Consider the following 17,000-nt stretch of genomic DNA (forward strand, 5'->3'; position numbering starts at 1 on the left):
TCCTCAGCGCCGCCCGGTGCCGAAGATGCCCCGGATGACGCCGGTCAGCACCTCCTGGGCCGCACGCGAGCCGAGGATCTGCTCCGCCGGCGTCTTCCGGCGCGACCGCGTGTTCGAGGTCATGCTGCGCAGCATCCGGTCGTATTCGCGACGCTCTTTCGCCTCGTCGGCCGCGGCCTGCTTGCGGATGGCTGCGAGCTGCTTCGCGTAGGCGGCGTCGGCCTTGGCGCGCAGCTTCGCGGCGTCCTGCTCGGCCTTGCGGCGCGCGGCCTCGGCCTCGGCCGCGTCGAGCGCCGCCTGGGCCGCGTTCATGCGGGCTGTGAGGATCTCGCGCGCCGACTCGCGGTCGATCGCCTCGGCGTAGCGCGGCCGGATCTCGGATGCCGACACGCGGGCCTCGACCTCCGCTGCCGTCGCCGGCGACATCGCGGCCTGCGGCGCGCGGAGCCGCGTCCAGGCGACGGGCGTGGGCGCGCCCTTCTCGTTCATCACCGTGACGATCGCCTCGCCGGTGCCGAGCTCCTGGAGGACCCGCTCGAGGTCGTAGCCCGAGCGCGGGTAGGTGCGCACGCTCGCGCGCAGGGCGGTGACGTCGTCGGGCGTGAAGGCCCGCAGCGCGTGCTGCACGCGCGAGCCCAGCTGCGCCAGAACGTCGGACGGCACGTCCTTGGGCGTCTGCGTGACGAAGAAGACGCCGACGCCCTTCGAGCGGATCAGGCGGACGGTCTGGACGACGGCGGCGAGGAAGTCCTTCGACGCGTCGCGAAACAGCAGATGCGCCTCGTCGAAGAAGAACACGAGCCCCGGTTTGTCGGCATCGCCGACCTCGGGGAGCACCTCGAACAGCTCGGCCAGCAGGTACATGAGGAACGTCGAGTAGAGCACCGGCCGGTCGGCCACACCGGGTACCTCCAGCAGGGTGATGACGCCCTCGCCCGCGTCGGTGGTGCGCAGAAGGTCGCGGACGTCGAACTCCGGTTCGCCGAAGAAGACGTCGGCCCCGGCATCGGCGAAGGTGATGAGCTCGCGGAGGATGACACCGGCCGTGGCTTTCGAGAGTCCGCCGAGCTCGGCGAGCTCGGCTTTGCCGTCATCGCTCGTGAGGTAGGTCAGCACCGCGCGCAGGTCGGCGAGGTCGACGAGCGCCAGGCCGTTGGCGTCGGCGTAGTGGAAGACGAGACCGAGGCTCGACTCCTGCGTCGCGTTGAGCCCGAGAACGCGGCTCAGCAGCAGCGGACCGAAGCCCGAGACGCTCGCGCGCACGGGCGTTCCCGCTGCGCGGTCGCCGAGCGCGAGGAACTCCGTCGCGAAAGAGCGCGGCGTCCACTCCTGCCCGATGGCGCCCGTCCGGAAGAGCAGCTTCTCGCTCGTCTCCCCCGGCTCGGCCAGTCCCGACAGGTCGCCCTTGACGTCGGCGGCGAACACCGGCACACCGTTCGCCGCGAGCTGCTCCGCGAGAACCTGCAGGGTGCGCGTCTTGCCCGTGCCGGTGGCGCCGGCCACGAGACCGTGACGGTTCGTCATCGCGAGCGGGATGCGGACCGGCGCATCGCGCAGCGGCTCGCCGTTCAGGAGAGCCCCGAGCTCGAGGGCGGGCCCATCGAACGCGTAGCCCCGGCGGATGTCGCCGACCTCGGATCCGTCGAGAGGACCCGCCGCATCGGCGGGCTCGGGTTCCCCCGCCGACTCCGACGGCTCGGGTGGCGGGACCGCAGCCGCCGGCTCGGCTTTCCCGTCCGGACCCGACGACTCGGGTCGCCCGGCCGCAGCACGGGCGGCATCCGCTTCGGCGGCGGCCAGGGCGGCGCGCGCCCGTGCGGCGACGAGGGCTGCCTCGGCGGCCTCCGCCTCGGCGCGCAGCCGGGCGAGATCGGCCGCAGCGACCGCGGCAGCGGAAGGAACGGCCGGATCGTCGGGCGAGACGCTCATGGCGGTGAGCCTAGCCCCGCCGCTCCTGAACCGCGCGTCGCTCCCGTTCGAGCTGCTCGGTGAACATCGCGGCCACCACGAGGGCAACGCCCGCCCCCACCAGCATCCCCCCGACCGTGTCGGAGAGCCAGTGCGCGTGCACGACCGTGCGGCTGAGCGCCATCAGCACCGTCCACACGACCCCGATGATCGCGACCCAGATGCGCGGAAAGAGGATGACGGCGACGACGCCGATCGTGGCCGCATTGGCTGTATGCCCGGACGGGAATGAGCCGGCATCCGTCGTGACGAGGATGTCTTCGGGTCGCGACCTGTCCACGAGGTTCTTGATCAGCTGCACTACGAGCGCGCTCAACGCCGATGCCACCAGGAAGTAACCCGCAGCCCAGGGCCGGCGCAGCACGATCAGCGCCACGGCGACCGCGATCGGGATCGCGAACACCCCCACCCACGTCCCGCCGATCCGGTTCATCACGAGCCCGAACACGAGTCCGACCGCCCCCGGATCGGCCGGCAGCGTCTCGTTCCACCACCGATCGACGGCGAAGGGCTGGCCCAGCTGCGTGAACAGCCACCACCCCAGCAGCGCTCCCGCCACCATCAGGACGATTCCGATGGCGGCACGGCGCGGCCAGAGTCGGCGGGGGTCGGTCGGCGGGACGTCGTTCATCGGTCCATTGTGTCGGCGGTGGCCGATTCGGCTCCGCCCCTTGCGCCGGAAGCGCCGATCAGGGAGAGAGCTGCGGAACGCTGCGCGGGCGCACGACGAGCCACAGCGAGAGGACCGCCACCACGGCGCACCCCGCCATCACCGAGGCCATCGTCGTGGCAGTGATGCCCGAGCCGCCCGAGATCCACGCCGCGAGCGGCGAGATGAAGCCGGCGACGCCGAAGTTGACGGCGCCGATCAGCGATGCCGCGGTTCCGGCGGCGCGGCCGTGACGGTCGAGAGCGAGCACCTGCACGCAGGGGAAGGTGAAGCCGCACGCCGTGATGAAGAAGAACAGCGGCACGACCGTGCCCCACAGGCCCAGCCCCAGCTGGTCGGTGACGATGATGGCGACCCCCGCGATGACGAGCACGGCGGTCGAGACCGCCATGACCCACTGCGGGCCGAAGCGGGCGGCGAGCCGCGACGCCGTCTGCACGCCCAGGACGACGCCGAGCGAGTTGACGGCGAACAGGACGCCGTACTGCTGCGGATCGAAGCCGTAGGTCTGCTGGAAGAGGAACGACGACGACGACAGGTACGAGAACAGTCCGCTGAAGGTCATGCCGCCGATGATCAGCACGCCGATGAAGATGCGATCGCTCAGGACGCTGCGGTAGCGCTGCCACACCGTGGCGGAACCGCTGTCGCGGCGGCGCGCCTTGGGCAGGGTCTCGGGCACGAGGAAGAGCGAGGCGATCAGCATCACCGCGCCGTACGCGGCGAGCACGACGAAGATGCCGCGCCAGGGCATGACCGTCAGCAGGCCCGAGCCGACGAGCGGGGCGGCGACCGGGGCGACACCGGAGACCAGGGCGAGTCGGCTCAGCATCACCACGAGCCGGCGTCCGCCGAACAGGTCGCGGACGATCGCCATCGCGACGACACCGCCCGCGGCCGCGCCGATGCCCATGAAGACCCGAGCCGCACTCAGCAGCTCGAGGGACGGGGCGATGGCGGCGGCCGTGCTCGAGAGCACGTGGAGCGCGGTCACGCACAGCAGCGGGACGCGGCGCCCCAGCTTGTCGCTGAGCGGGCCGACGATGAGCTGCCCCAGCGCGAAGCCGACCATCGTTCCGGTGAGCGTGAGCTGAATCGCCGCCGCCGTCGTCTGGAAGTCGGCTTCCAGCGCGGGGAAGGCGGGAAGGTAGAGATCGATCGTGAAGGGCCCGAGCGCCGTCAGCGCGCCGAGCAGGATGATGTAGGTGACGCGGCGCGAGGTCGGGATCGCGTCACCCGGATGCAGCATGATGGGCGCCGTGGCGGGGTTCGAGCCCAGCGTGCGGATCGCCCCGGTGGCGGAGGAGGAATGATGGGGAGGAGTTTCGGGCACGTCTTCTTCGTTTCGTGGCAGCAGCGTTTTCGAGCGACCTTCTATCGTAACCCGCGCCCGATTCGCGTCGTTCGCGCCTCTCAGCCGATTCACCATTCACGCGCATAGGCTGGCTCCGCGCCGCGCGCGCTCCGACACTCCCCTTGCCCCCGAACCGAGGTCACAGCAATGACTCCGTCCGCCGACAAGCGAACGAGCGGCAATCCTGCCGCCCAGGCCCAGATCAACCTCACCGTCAAGCAGCAGCGCGAGCAGCAGAAGCAGGCCAAGCTCGCCGAGTACCAGAAGCAGCTGGCGAAGCGACGTCGCAGCAAGCTGACCTGGTGGGTCGTCGGCTCGACCGCCGCGGTCGCCGTGGTGGGTCTCATCGCCGCGTCGGTGGTCCTCGCGCCTCGGCCCGTCACGTACGAGGCGGGCAACAGCACGGGTCGCGAGATCCCCGGCGTCGAGACGTTCCAGAACATCACGACGCACGTCGAGGGCACCGTCGAGTACCCGCAGAACCCGCCGGCCGGCGGCGAGCACAACCCGTACTGGCTCAACTGCGGCGTCTACACCGAGCCGCAGGCGAACGAGAACGCCGTCCACTCGATGGAGCACGGCGCCGTCTGGATCACGTACGACCCGGCCCAGGTCTCGGATGCCGACATCGAGACCCTCGAGGGCTACATGCCGAGCACGTACGCGCTGCTGACGCCCTACCCCGACATGGACACCCCCATCGCCGTGAGCGCCTGGAACGCGCAGCTGAAGGTCGACTCGGCCGATGACGAGCGCATCCGCGACTTCTTCACCGAGTACTGGCGCAGCCAGAACGTCCCCGAGCCGAACGCGATCTGCTCGGGCGCGATCGACGGGCCCGGCAAGGCGTGACCGACGACCTCGCGGTGGAGACCGAGTCGCAGGGCTCGGTCCCGCCGCCCACCGGCCTGCGCTGGTGGGCGGTGCTCCTCATCGTCCTCGCGGTCGCGGGGGCGGCGTTCGCCGTCGGGCGCTTCTCCGCCTTCGGCACCTCCCCGTCGGTTCCCGGCAACTCCTCCCCCGAGGCCGGCTTCGCCCGCGACATGCAGGTGCACCACACGCAGGCGATCGAGATGGCGATGACGATCTATCGCAAGACCGAGGACGAGGGCATCCGCACGCTCGCGTTCGACATCGCCACGGCCCAGGCCGGCCAGCGCGGAGAGTTCTACGACTGGCTCGTCCAGTGGGGGCTGCCGCAGGCATCCACCGCTCCCCTCATGCAGTGGATGGTCGGGCACCCCGCTCACAACCACGGTACTCAGGCGCAGCAGCCGAGCGACGAAGAGCTCCGCGCCGAGATGGGCATGGCCACGCCCGCTCAGCTGGCGCAGCTGGATGCCGAGACCGGCGTCGCCGCCGACTGCACGTTCCTCGGCCTCATGATCCGCCACCACCAGGGGGCCATCCCCATGGCCCAGGCCCTCGTCGACCTCGGCAGCGACCCGCGGGCCGTTCAGGTCGCCGGCGGCGTCATCGAGACGCAGAGCGCCGAGATCGACCTGATGCGCTCGATCCAGCAAAGACTGGGGTGCGATGGCTGACAGCCCCCGCACCCCAGCGGCATCCGCTCCTCCCGATCAGCCCTTCGTCGCACCTGCCAGCAGGCCGCGCACGAAGAAGCGCTGCAGCGCGAAGAACACGATCAGCGGCACGATGATCGAGATGAAGGTTCCCGCCGACTGCAGGAACCAGCGGTTGCCCCACGTGCCCGACAGCGAGTTGAGCGCCTGCGTGATCGGCAGAGCTCCCGGCGACGCGAAGATCGTCGCGACCAGCAGGTCGTTCCACACCCACAGGAACTGGAAGATCGCGAACGACGCGATCGCCGGAGCTGCCAGCGGGACGATGATGCGGAAGAAGACCTGCCCGTGGCCGGCGCCGTCGACCCGCGCCGCCTCGATGATCTCTCCCGGGATCTCGGCGATGAAGTTGTGCAGCATGAACGTCGCCAGCGGCAGGGCGAAGATCGCGTGGGCGATCCAGACGCGGGCGAAGCTGTATTGCACCTCGTTGAGACCGAACCCGGGGAAGATCGGCACGTCGTTGATGGTCAGCCCCTCCGAGAAGAGGCTGAGCAGCGGCACGAGCGCCATCTGCAGCGGCACGATCTGCAGCGCGAAGACGAACACGAACAGCGCGCTGCGGCCCTTGAAGTCGATCCACGCGAACGCGTAGGCGGCAAGGGCGGCCATCACGATCGGGAACACCGTCGCGGGGATGGTGATCGCGAGCGAGTTGATGAACGCCGAGGCGAGCGTCGTCGACGTTCCTCCGGCCGTCAGCGCCTCGGCGTAGTTGTCGAGGGTGAACTCCGGGTTGGCGAAGACGGTCCACCAGCCGGTGGACTGGGTGTCGGCACCGGGCCGGAACGAGGTCACGAACAGGCCGAACGTCGGGATCGTCCAGAAGACGGCGATGATGACGGCCGCGATGGTCGCGCCCTTCGACGTCAGCTTCTTGTGGGCGATCGCCTCGTTGCGGCGTGTGTCGCGCGCCACCTGGCGCTTGGTGCGGGTGTCGACGGGCGCGGCCGGGGCTGCAACGGTCATCAGCGGATCTCCCTCTGCTTGGCCATCGATCGGGCGTTGTAGATGATCAGCGGCAGGACGAACAGGAACAGCACGACGGCGAGCGCGGACGAGTGCCCGTAGCTCTGGAACCGCTGCTGCTGGTTGACCATCTCGAAGCCGAGCACGGTCGTCTCATCGCGGCCGCCGGTCATGACCGCCACGATGTCGTACACCTTCAGCGATGCGATCGTGATGGTCGTGAGCACCACGATCAGCGACGAGCGGATGCCGGGCACCGTGACATTGCGGAACCGCTGCCAGGCGTTCGTCCCGTCCAGCTGCGCCGCCTCGAGCTGCTCGGTCGGCACCGCCTTGATCGCGGCGGAGAGGATCACCATGGCGAATCCGGTCTGGGTCCAGATGAAGACCACCAGGAGCATGAGGGTGTTGATGACCGGCTTGATGGCGAGCCACTGGATCGGATCGCCGCCGAACGCCGTGACGATCGCGTTGAGCAGGCCGACCTGCTCCCCCTGCCGCGCGTCGTACATGAACTTCCAGATGATGCCGGCACCGACGAACGAGATCGCGACCGGCATGAACACGAGGACCTTGAGCACCTTCTCGCCGCGGGCGCGGTCGATGAACACCGCGTAGGCGAGTCCGATGGCGACCGAGATCGTCGGAGCGAGGAGCGCCCACAGGATCGTGTTGACGACCGAGGCCGTGCCCGTCGGGTTCGTGAACACCCAGAAGTAGTTCTCGAGGCCCACGAACTGCTCGCCCGACTTGTCGTAGAACGACTTGAAGATCGTGGCGATGGCCGGGTAGATCAGTCCGAGCGCCAGCATGATGCTGGCCGGGGCCATGAAGAGGATGAGCTGGAACAGGTAGCCCGCGCCCTGACGCGACCGGAAGTCCGCGAAGAAGAGCAGCGCACCGACGAGCAGCGCGATCGCGACGACGTAGAGGACGGCGTTGGCGTAGGGGCGCAGCAGCAGGAACGCGAGCACCGGGATGACCAGGCACGCGACGAGCCGCATGATGAAGTAGCCGCGACCCGGCCGGGGCGCGTACTCGATGAGCACCAAGATGATGCCCACGACGAGCCCGAAGACGGCCAGGATCACGGGGATCTGGATGAGCGGGTTCATCGCGCCCAGCCAGAGGAAGAAGCTGTTGAGTGAGAACCCGATCGTGATGCGCGCCGATTCCTCGCTCGATCCGGTGAAGATCAGCAGCAGCAGGATGGCGACGATCAGGGCGAAGCCGACGGCGACGACGATCCGGGTGATCGACCTCCCCTTCGGATCGGTGGCATGGGTGGTGGTGGGAGGTTCGGTGTCGACAGGTCTGTCGACGGTCGTCTGCGACATGTGGATCCCCTTCTGAGTACAGCGGCGTACCCGGGCGGTACGGACGGGAGGAGCGGGGCCGGGCTTGTGCAGCCCGACCCCGCTCGGCTCAACCGATCGTCAGGCGACGATCAGTTCTCGTAACCGGCCTGGATGTCGGACAGGACCGTCTCGGTGTCCTTGCCGTCGATCCAGTCGACCATGCCCTTCCAGAACGAGCCCGAGCCCACCGTGGACGGCATCAGGTCGGATGCGTCGAAGCGGAAGACCGTGGTCTCGTCCTGCAGCGTCGTCATGGCTTCCTGGAGGAACTCGCTCGAGGCGAGCGAGGGGTCGGCGTTCTTGTTCGCCGAGATCACGCCGCCGAGCTTGACGCGCGCGTCAGCGAACTCGGGAGAGGCCATGAACTCGAGAACCTTCTGCGTCGACTCGTCGTCCGAGAACGCCGCGACGAACTCGCCGCCGCCCTCGACCTGGAGCTCGCCCTCGGTGTACCCCGGGGTCAGGAAGGCGTAGACGTCACCGTCGGGAGCGACCTCGGGGGTCGCGCCGTCGGCGGTCTGCACGTCGAGGAAGTTCGCCGACAGGAACGAGGCCTGGTGCGTGAGCGCGCAGTCGCCGCTCGCGACGGCCGCGGCGACGTCGCCGAACGCGGTCGAGTTGATGCTCTTCACGTCGCCGTAGCCCGCGTTGACGTACTCGGGGTTGAGCAGGATCTCGCCCACCGCGTCGAACGCCGACTTGATCTGAGGATCGGTGAACTTCACGTCACCGGCGACCCACTGGTCGTAGACCTCGGGACCGGCCTGACGCAGGACGAGGTCCTCGACCCAGTCCGTTCCCGGCCAGCCGGAGGCGGCGTCGGAGGCGAAGCCGGCGCACCAGGCGGGCCCGCCGGTCGTCTCGACGATCTTGTCGGTGAGGGCGATCATCTCGTCCCACGTCTTGGGCACTTCGACGCCCCACTCGGCGAACTGCTTGGGCGAGTACCAGACGTAGCCCTTCAGGTTCGCGAGCATCGGTGCCGCGTAGAAGGTGTCGTCGAACGTTCCGTACTTCTTCCAGTCCGGCGACCAGTTCTCGTCGACCGCGCTCTCGACGGCCTCGGATGCGGGCAGCACCTTGCCGGTCTCGACGAGCGTCTTCAGCAGACCGGGCTGCGGGACGATCGCGATGTCGGGGGCGTCGCCACCGGTCACCTTGGTGACGATGTTGCCCTCGAAGGACTTGTCGCCGGTGTACTCGACCTTGATGCCGGTGTCCTCGGTGAACTGTGCGAACGACTCGTTGAGCGCGTCAGCCTCACCACCGGTGATTCCGCCCGAGATGCGGACGGTCGTCTTCGCGTCGCCGCCGCCGTCGCCGCCGCCTTCGCCGCCACCTTCGGCGCACCCAGCCAGCACCAGTGCTGCCGCGCCCATGAGAGCGACGGGGGCAAGAAGACGGTATCGCTGTGACAATGCCATGTACTTCTCCTCTATCGGGATCATCGTTCACCCAGAGGAGCCTTGTCCGCATCCATTGGGGAACCGATTCCAGGACAACCTACTGTCCCGCGGAGTCCGGCACAACCAGCGGAATATCACGGAATGACAACCATCACCTGTGGTAATGCACCGATTCGTGGGAGCGCTCACACGCGACGGGCCTGGAACCGGTTCCCGGTCGCGCGGGAAAGCGCTACGCTCTGGTGGGAGTCCCCCGGCAGGTCTCCCCGAACGGACGAGGAGGTCCCATGAGCACCATCGCCGACGTCGCCACCCGAGCAGGCGTGTCCAAGGCGACGGCGAGCCGAGCCCTCTCCGGCCGGGGATACGTGTCGGAGGAGACCCGCCAGCGGGTCGCCGCGGCGGCCCAGGAGCTGTCGTACGTCGCCCATTCCTCTGCCATGAGCCTCGCGACCGGTCGCACCCAGACGGTCGGCGTCGTCATGCCGCATGTCAGCCGCTGGTTCTTCGGGGAAGTCCTTGAGGGCATCCAGGCGGCACTTCTCGAGCACGGCCTCGACCTCACCCTGTACGACGCCCGACCGGGAACCGAGACCCGGCGGCGGGTGTTCGAGGACTTCCTGGCACGTCGACGCTTCGACGGTGTCATCGCGGTAGGCCTCGAACCGGCCGAGAGCGAGCTCGACGCACTGCTGGCGCTGGGCAAGCCCGTCGTCAGCGTCATCGGCACCGAGGGCGACACGAGCCTCGTCACGCTCGACGACGCGCACGCCACCGCTCTCGCGACGGCGCACCTCGTCGAGCTCGGGCACCGCCGCATCGCGTTCCTCGGCGGCACCGATGCGACCCGCTGGCCGCACGTCGAGTCCGAGCGCTACGCCGGCTATGAGTCGGAGATGCGCCGCGCCGGCCTCGCGGCGGAGATCTCCCGCGTGCCCGCGGAGCTCTCGATGCCCGCGGGCTACGCCGCCGCCGTCGACCTCCTGAGCGACCCGGCATCCCGGCCCACCGGCATCGTGGCGGCCTGCGACGACGTCGCGATCGGCGCGATCATCGCGGCCCGCCGCCTCGGCATCCTCGTCCCCTCCGCCCTGAGCGTGGTCGGCATCGACGACCACGTGAACGCCGAGATGTTCGCCCTGACGACGCTGCGACAGGTGCCCCACGAGCAGGGCCGGGCCGCCGTCGAGCTGCTCCTGCGCCACATCGAGGACCCCGAAGCCGACACGGTGACCATGCGCATCAAGCCGCGGATGGTGGTGCGGGGGACGACGGCGGGAGCCCCCGGACACAGCTCCGTCGCCGTCCGGGACTCGACCCTCTCCCGCCGCGACTGAGTTCGGCGCGTCGGGCCCGGCACGACCGGGAGATACGACGACGGCCCCGGATGCAGCATCCGGGGCCGTCGTGCTGCTCTCGAGTGAGAGCGGGGAATTACTTGAGGGTGACCGTCGCGCCGGCCTCTTCGAGAGCGGCCTTCGCCTTCTCGGCGGTCTCCTTGTTCGCGCCCTCGAGGACGGCCTTGGGAGCACCGTCGACGACAGCCTTGGCCTCGCCCAGGCCCAGCGAGGTGAGCTCGCGGACCGTCTTGATGACCTGGATCTTCTTGTCGCCGGCAGCCTCGAGGATGACGTCGAACGAGTCCTTCTCCTCCTCGGCCTCAGCGGCACCAGCGCCACCAGCGGCGCCGGCGACGGCGACGGGGGCAGCAGCGGTGACGTCGAACTTCTCCTCGAACGCCTTCACGAACTCGCTGAGCTCGACGAGGGTCAGGCCGGCGAACTGCTCGAGCAGCTCCTCGGTGGAAAGCTTCGCCATGATGTATCTCCTAGATAGATGGGGTTGGTGTAAGAGCTCGCCTGTCGCTCACGCGGCGTCGGCGGTCTCCAGCTTTTCGCGAAGCGCGTCGATGGTGGCGGCAGCCTTGCCCATCGTCGCCTTCATCATGCCCGCGGCCTTGGCCAGCAGAACCTCGCGGCTCTCGAGCGAGGCGTACTTGTTGACCTCGTCGGCGGTGAGGGCGTTGCCCTCGAAGATGCCGCCCTTGATGACGAGGAGCGGGTTGGCCTTGGCGAAGTCACGCAGAGCCTTGGCGGTGGCGACGAAGTCGCCGTGCACGAACGCCACGGCCGAGGGACCCTTGAGGTCCTCGTCGAGCGACGTGATCCCCGCGTTGTTCGCGGCGATCTTGGTCAGCGTGTTCTTCACCACGGCGTAGTTCGCGTCCTGACGGATGCTGTTGCGCAGCTGCTTGAGCTGGGCCACCGTCAGACCGCGGTACTCGGTCAGCAGAACGGCAGTCGAGTCCTCGAATGACTTCGTGAGCTCGGCGACCGATGCGTCCTTCTGCACCATGGTCACTCCTTGATGTGTGCCTGACGCCCCGCGGTGGCGGAGCGCCGGCCTCGACCAGCCCCGGACATGACAAAAGCTCCGGCGCAGAGGCACGGAGCTCGGTTCCCGAAGGAGAAGTTCAGTGTCACCTGCGCGGGCCCCTGCAGTGCAGAGCTTCGATCACGAGTGCGCTCACGCGCACACCGATGACCAGCGGTCTTTGGCTTACCCCCCACCATACCCCCACACCCCCCATCCCCCAAATCCCCCCCGCCCCGCGCCGAGTGCACGGCATCCCGCCCACTGCACGGCACCGCAACGCAGGGTACCCGTGCACTCGGCGCGAGCTCGTTCACTCGGCGCCGGCCGCGGGTTCTGCACATGTGGGGGGTGGGGTGGGGGTGTCCACACATGGGTGGGGGGAATGGGGGTGGTGGGGGGTGGGGGGGTGAGCATGGGCGGGATGCGCAGACGACGAGGACCGGATGAGGTGCGGGCATTGCTCCACCGCCGACGCGACCTGCTCGAAGCCGGTGAGAGCGAACGCTCGATCGACCGTTCTGTGCGCGACGGCGTCCGGGTGCACGTGCGACGCGGCTGGTACGTCGACCGCGCCGCGTTCGATGAGCTCTACGCCGAAGACGCGCACCTGCTCCATGTCATGACGGTCGCGCACGAGGTCCGAGGCCACGCGGTCGTCTCACACGAGTCCGCCGCGGTCCTGCACGGCCTCGACCTCTATCGCGTCCGGCCGACCCGCGTCCACCTCACGACAGCCCCGGGCGCCCGGGTCTCCAGCAGTCCCGATGCATTCCGCCACTGCACGCCTCTCGATGCGCATGACGTCGTCGAGGTCAACGGCATCCGCTGCACCTCCCTCGCGCGGACGGTCTTCGACGTCGCGCGCACCATGACTCCCGAGGCGGCACTCGTCATGGCCGACCGAGCCGAACGGATCTGGTGCGACCACACGGGCTGCTCTCCCGACGGCTGGCGGATGGCCATGGCCGCTCGGATCGCCGAGGCGGGGGCGGCGCGAGGGATCAGGCGGGCTCGATGGGTGGCGGGCTTCGCCGACGGCCGGGCCGAGTCGACCCTGGAGAGCGTGAGCCGGTTCCGGCTGCACCAGCTCGGCTTCCGGTCGGTCCGGCTGCAAGTGCCGATCGCCGGCCCGCGCGGTGCGGGCTGGTACCGCGTCGACTTCGGCCTCGACGACGCCGATGCCTGGGGCGAATGCGACGGCGTCGGCAAGTACCTCGACCCGGAGCTCCGGTCCGCGGGCTCGGCGGAGAGGACAGTCCTCGATGAGAAGCGCCGCGAAGACTGGATCCGGGGCACGACCGGACGCCGCCTCGTGCGCTGGGAGGCTCGACACGTCATCTCCCCGTCGGCCTTCGCCGCCCACCTCAGGGCATTCAACATCCACCCTTCCCACTGAGTGCACGGCTTGCCGCCGGGTGAACGAGACATCCTCGCGCGGATGCCGTGCAGTGGATGGGATGCCGTGCACTCGGCCCCTACGCCGAGGGGAGGGCACGCCGAGGGGCAAGGGCAGAGAGGTGGGGTGGGCGGGGTTAGGGTCTAAGGCGTGTCTCCCGAACTCGCTGCTCGCATCGTCGCGGATTCGCGCGACCGCGTGGCGTGGATCCGGGCGCGCTCGCGGGGCATCACGGCAACGGATGTCGCGACGCTGACGAGCCCCAAGGCGATCGCGCGCGCAGCCGACGCCAAGCTCATGGGCTCGGGATTCTCCGGCAACGCGTACACCGACCACGGCCGCCGCCGCGAGCCGGAGATCGCCGCGTGGGTCGCCGCGACGCACGGCATCCAGCCCTCCTCCGCGCTGTTCCACGCCGTGGTCGAGAAGCGTCACCTCGCCACTCCCGACGGGGTGATGGTGGATGCCGATGGCCGTGTCACCCTCGCTGAGATCAAGACCACGAACAAGAGCTGGCGGTCGATCCCTCGCACCTATCTGCGTCAGGTGTGGTGGCAGCAGCACGTCCTCGGCGCCGAGCGCACGCTCGTGGTGTGGGAGCAGCACGACGGTTTCGTCCCCATCGACGATGAGCCCCGCTGCGCGTGGGTCGACCGCGATGAGCGAGAGATCCGACTGCTCGTGAACCTCGCGACCGAGCTCATCGACGAGCTGTACCGCCGCACCATGCTGCGACGCGCGGCCGAGGCGCCCCGCGTCGCAGCGGCGCATCCGCGCGAGCCGTACCGCGCCCTCGCCCTGAGCGACTGACTCGACCCGCACGCCCGGCGCGCACAGCCTCGCGGTCACCGCCCCGCGGTCATCGCAGCGGCGTGACGACTTTCGCTTCGGCGTCCCACAGCCGCAGCCCCGTCAGCTCCCCCTCGATGGTCGACGCACCGACGATGCCGAGTGCGCGGCCGACCTGTTCGGCCGTCATCCGGCGAGCGAGCGTCATGTGCGGCGTCCACCGATCCTTCGCCGTGACGGCATACCGAGCCGGCGGGGGTCCGACGAGGTCGACGATGTCGGCGTGCAGCCGCAGCAATGCGGCGCTCATGACGACGGGCCGAGCCAGGACGAACCGCTCGCCCGCGGCGAAGACGACCGCTCCCCCGAGCCGGCACTCCACCGGCAGCGCGCCACCCGCTCGCGCGAGCTCGCGCACCGCATCCTCCGGGAGGTCGTCTCGAACGGCGAGCGTCACGTGCGGACGATTCGAGTCGGACGGATGCCGCCCGGCGCTGGGCAGATCGGCGTCGATGAGCCGCTGCCAGTCCGCCCGGACGGCGGCATCCACGACGTCGTCCGGAAGCGACTCGATACTGAACATCCCGCCATCCTTCCGTCTCACGCGTCGCACCGGGAATAGTTGACGTAGCTCAACGATTGAACATATAGTTGACCGATCTCAACGGTTGACTTTCGTCAACCAGTTACGCCGCTCCTGCGGCTATCGAAATACCGTCCACCGACGATCCGCGCCAGCGCAGCCGCGTCCGTCCGAATCCCAGGAGGACTCATGTCCGCTCCCGCATCCGCTCCGCCCGAGGGGAAGAACATGTCGCGCCGCGGCGTGCTCGAAGCCCTCTCGGGCCTCCTGCTCGGCATGTTCGTGTCGATGCTCGCCTCGACCGTCGTCTCGACGTCGCTCCCGGTCATCATCCACGACCTCGAGGGCACCCAGGCCGCCTTCACGTGGGTCGTCACGGCGACCCTGCTGACGACAGCCATCTCGACCCCGATCTGGGGCAAGCTCGCCGACCTCACCAACCGCAAGGTGCTCTACCAGCTCGCGATCGTCATCTTCGTGCTGGCCACCGCCGCTGCCGGCTTCTCGCAGTCCCCCGAGATGCTGATCGCCTTCCGCGCGGTGCAGGGCATCGGCGCCGGCGGCCTCGCCGCCCTCAGCCAGGTGCTGATGGCCGACATCATCAGCCCGCGCGAGCGCGGTCGCTACATGGGCCTCTTCGGCGCCGTCATGGCCGTCGCCACGATCGGCGGCCCGCTGCTCGGCGGCGTCATCACCGATGCCTGGGGCTGGCGCTGGAACTTCTTCGTCGCGCTTCCCGTCGCCGTGGCGGCTCTGCTGATCGTGCAGCGCACGCTCCACATCCCGGCCCACCCGCGCAAGGAGACGCGCATCGACTACCTCGGCATCGTGCTGCTGTCGGCGTCGGTGTCCCTCCTGCTCATCTGGGTGACCCTTGCGGGCGACTCGTTCGAGTGGATGAGCGTCGAGACGCTGCTGATGGTCGGCGGCGCCGTGATCGGCGCGGTGCTCTTCGTCATCACCGAGCTCAAGGTGCGCGAGCCGCTCGTGCCCCTCACGCTCTTCCGCAACCTGACCTTCACCCTCTCGGTGATCGCGTCGATCGCGACGGGCATCGCCATGTTCGGCGCCTCGGTGTTCCTCAGCCAGTACATGCAGCTCGCCCGTGGAGCCACCCCCACCGAGGCCGGCCTCATGACCATCCCGATGATCGGCGGACTTCTCGTCGCCTCGATCGGCGTGGGCGCGCTCATCACGCGGACCGGACGCTGGAAGCCGTTCCTCATCGTCGGCGCGCTGCTGCTGATCGGCGGGGCGAGCCTGCTGTCCACGATCCACTACGACACCGACTTCACCCTCGTCTCGATCTACATGGCGATGCTCGGTGCGGGCATCGGCATGACGATGCAGAACCTCGTGCTCGTCGTGCAGAACACCTCTCGCCCCACCGAGATCGGTGTCGCGAGCTCGGGTGTGACGTTCTTCCGGAGCCTCGGCGGCACGATCGGCGTCTCGGTCATGGGAGCCGCGCTCGCCTCGCAGGTCACGACGCTCGTCAGCGATCGGAAGGACGACATCCAGGCCGCGCTGGTGTCGCTCGGCGATCAGGCCCCGACCTGGGCCGCGCAGCTGCAGTCGGGGACGCTCCCCCAGGTCTCGGCGATGCCCGAGGCGCTGCGGATCGTCCTCGAGGACATCTACGCCACCGGCATCTCGCACTCGTTCCTCATCGCCGTGCCGTTCGCGGTCCTGAGCCTCATCGCGATCGTGTTCCTGCCGAACAAGCCGCTGACCACGATGACCACGACCGAGCGCCTGCAGGCGGGCGAGGCGGACTTCGCCACGGTGTCGGTACCGGAGGGCATGAGCGCACTCACGGCGACCGGAGCCGTCCGTACGGATGCCGCCGACGGCGATGCGCCGATCGACGCCGAGACCCGCCGCTCGGCTCGCTAAGGTGATCGGGATGCCCGAGCAAGAGTCCGCCGAGTCCCGGGGGTGCACCGCCCCCGGGGCTCCCGGCCCCTGGGCCGCGGTCTTCGACGACGAGCGCACCGCGGCCGTCCGAGCCCTCGAGCTCGAGTTCGGCGAGCTTTTCACGCACGTCCGGCGCCTCTTCGCCGAGAACGCCGATCGGCTCAGCCCGGGGATGCTTCCCGGCGCATACAAGGTCTTCACGACGATCGCACGCCGCGGCGAGATCACCCTCTCCGCTCTCGCCGAGACCCTGCATTCCGACAAGGGTCAGATCAGCCGAACGGTGCGCGAGCTCGAAGAGCTGCAGCTCGTGCAGCGCACGCCCGACCCCGCCGACGGCCGGTCCAGCCTGCTGTCGGCCACCCCCGACGGCATCCGACGGCTCGACGCCGTCCGCGCCCCGCGCGAGAACTCGCTTCTGAACGCGCTGGAGTCGTGGCACGTCGACGACATCCGGGAGCTCACCCGCCTCCTCCACGCCCTCTCGGCATCCGAGGCGCCCGACTGACCCGCCTCGACTCCGCGCGCCGGCGTTGCACGCGCGCGAGCTTCTCCCCTCGGTGACCGCTCCGTAACACGGTCGAGACAATGTCACGATTGACTGAGGTCGACCGAGCATCATCGCCGCCGA

The 17,000-nt window shown here is 69.2% G+C and carries 16 protein-coding genes; 7 read left to right on the forward strand and 9 right to left on the reverse strand.

From position 1 onward, the window contains the following. Positions 1-3 precede the first annotated feature (3 nt). Genes MTS1_RS05045 through MTS1_RS05055 form a run of 3 tightly spaced genes read right to left on the reverse strand, consistent with a single transcriptional unit; the run spans position 4 to position 3,887 of the window. Positions 4-1,929: a helicase HerA-like domain-containing protein gene (locus MTS1_RS05045; RefSeq protein WP_023952011.1), complete on the reverse strand. Its 1,926-nt coding sequence runs from the start codon at positions 1,927-1,929 to the stop codon at positions 4-6. A gap of 10 nt (positions 1,930-1,939) precedes the next feature. Continuing rightward, on the reverse strand, positions 1,940-2,599 hold the full coding sequence (locus MTS1_RS05050; RefSeq protein WP_023952013.1) for a phosphatase PAP2 family protein: 660 nt from the start codon (positions 2,597-2,599) through the stop codon (positions 1,940-1,942). A gap of 58 nt (positions 2,600-2,657) precedes the next feature. Continuing rightward, entirely contained in the window at positions 2,658-3,887 is a 1,230-nt protein-coding gene (locus MTS1_RS05055) for a multidrug effflux MFS transporter (protein ID WP_036304644.1), read from the reverse strand. A gap of 252 nt (positions 3,888-4,139) precedes the next feature. Between MTS1_RS05055 and MTS1_RS05060 the strand changes: the two genes are divergently transcribed. Both MTS1_RS05060 and MTS1_RS05065 read left to right on the forward strand, forming a co-directional pair. After that, positions 4,140-4,844, forward strand: coding sequence for a DUF3105 domain-containing protein (locus MTS1_RS05060; RefSeq protein ID WP_023952017.1), 705 nt, complete (start codon positions 4,140-4,142; stop codon positions 4,842-4,844). Beyond that, positions 4,841-5,536 (forward strand): DUF305 domain-containing protein, encoded by a 696-nt coding sequence (locus MTS1_RS05065; RefSeq protein ID WP_023952019.1) that lies wholly within the window; start codon positions 4,841-4,843, stop codon positions 5,534-5,536. Before MTS1_RS05060 ends, MTS1_RS05065 begins: the two co-directional genes overlap by 4 nt. 36 nt (positions 5,537-5,572) lie before the next feature. On the opposite strand, the gene MTS1_RS05070 is transcribed toward MTS1_RS05065, so the two are convergent. From MTS1_RS05070 to MTS1_RS05080, 3 genes are all read right to left on the reverse strand, one after another. After that, positions 5,573-6,544, reverse strand: coding sequence for a carbohydrate ABC transporter permease (locus MTS1_RS05070; protein WP_023952021.1), 972 nt, complete (start codon positions 6,542-6,544; stop codon positions 5,573-5,575). Then, on the reverse strand, positions 6,544-7,881 hold the full coding sequence (locus MTS1_RS05075; RefSeq protein ID WP_023952023.1) for a carbohydrate ABC transporter permease: 1,338 nt from the start codon (positions 7,879-7,881) through the stop codon (positions 6,544-6,546). The genes MTS1_RS05070 and MTS1_RS05075 overlap by 1 nt, the downstream gene beginning before the upstream one ends. A 110-nt stretch (positions 7,882-7,991) precedes the next feature. Next, complete coding sequence (locus tag MTS1_RS05080; RefSeq protein ID WP_023952025.1) at positions 7,992-9,326, reverse strand: ABC transporter substrate-binding protein; 1,335 nt, start codon at positions 9,324-9,326, stop codon at positions 7,992-7,994. Between the two features lie 269 nt (positions 9,327-9,595). On the opposite strand from MTS1_RS05080, the gene MTS1_RS05085 reads away from it, so the two are divergent. Further along, a complete protein-coding gene (locus tag MTS1_RS05085) occupies positions 9,596-10,645 on the forward strand; it encodes a LacI family DNA-binding transcriptional regulator (protein ID WP_023952027.1) in 1,050 nt (349 codons plus the stop codon). A 97-nt stretch (positions 10,646-10,742) separates the two neighbouring features. On the opposite strand, the gene rplL is transcribed toward MTS1_RS05085, so the two are convergent. Both rplL and rplJ read right to left on the reverse strand, forming a co-directional pair. After that, the gene (rplL, locus tag MTS1_RS05090) at positions 10,743-11,126 is read right to left on the reverse strand and encodes a 50S ribosomal protein L7/L12 (RefSeq protein ID WP_023952029.1); all 384 of its coding nucleotides are present in this window, start codon (positions 11,124-11,126) and stop codon (positions 10,743-10,745) included. Positions 11,127-11,174: 48 nt separating this feature from the next. Next, positions 11,175-11,663 (reverse strand): 50S ribosomal protein L10, encoded by a 489-nt coding sequence (gene rplJ / locus MTS1_RS05095; protein WP_023952031.1) that lies wholly within the window; start codon positions 11,661-11,663, stop codon positions 11,175-11,177. A 442-nt stretch (positions 11,664-12,105) separates the two neighbouring features. Between rplJ and MTS1_RS05100 the strand changes: the two genes are divergently transcribed. Next, positions 12,106-13,080 (forward strand): hypothetical protein, encoded by a 975-nt coding sequence (locus MTS1_RS05100; RefSeq protein WP_144083366.1) that lies wholly within the window; start codon positions 12,106-12,108, stop codon positions 13,078-13,080. A 150-nt stretch (positions 13,081-13,230) separates the two neighbouring features. Further along, complete coding sequence (locus MTS1_RS05105) at positions 13,231-13,890, forward strand: YqaJ viral recombinase family protein (RefSeq protein ID WP_023952034.1); 660 nt, start codon at positions 13,231-13,233, stop codon at positions 13,888-13,890. A 49-nt stretch (positions 13,891-13,939) separates the two neighbouring features. Here the strand turns inward: MTS1_RS05105 and MTS1_RS05110 are convergent, their stop codons facing one another. After that, complete coding sequence (locus MTS1_RS05110) at positions 13,940-14,452, reverse strand: 2'-5' RNA ligase family protein (RefSeq protein ID WP_023952035.1); 513 nt, start codon at positions 14,450-14,452, stop codon at positions 13,940-13,942. A gap of 189 nt (positions 14,453-14,641) precedes the next feature. Between MTS1_RS05110 and MTS1_RS05115 the strand changes: the two genes are divergently transcribed. Together MTS1_RS05115 and MTS1_RS05120 are read left to right on the forward strand one after the other, a co-directional pair. Further along, a complete protein-coding gene (locus tag MTS1_RS05115) occupies positions 14,642-16,348 on the forward strand; it encodes an MDR family MFS transporter (RefSeq protein ID WP_023952036.1) in 1,707 nt (568 codons plus the stop codon). Between the two features lie 10 nt (positions 16,349-16,358). After that, a complete protein-coding gene (locus MTS1_RS05120) occupies positions 16,359-16,877 on the forward strand; it encodes a MarR family winged helix-turn-helix transcriptional regulator (RefSeq protein WP_023952037.1) in 519 nt (172 codons plus the stop codon). The last annotated feature ends 123 nt before the right edge of the window (positions 16,878-17,000 follow it).

The organism is Microbacterium sp. TS-1 (assembly GCF_000509385.1).
Classification (GTDB): domain Bacteria; phylum Actinomycetota; class Actinomycetes; order Actinomycetales; family Microbacteriaceae; genus Microbacterium; species Microbacterium arborescens.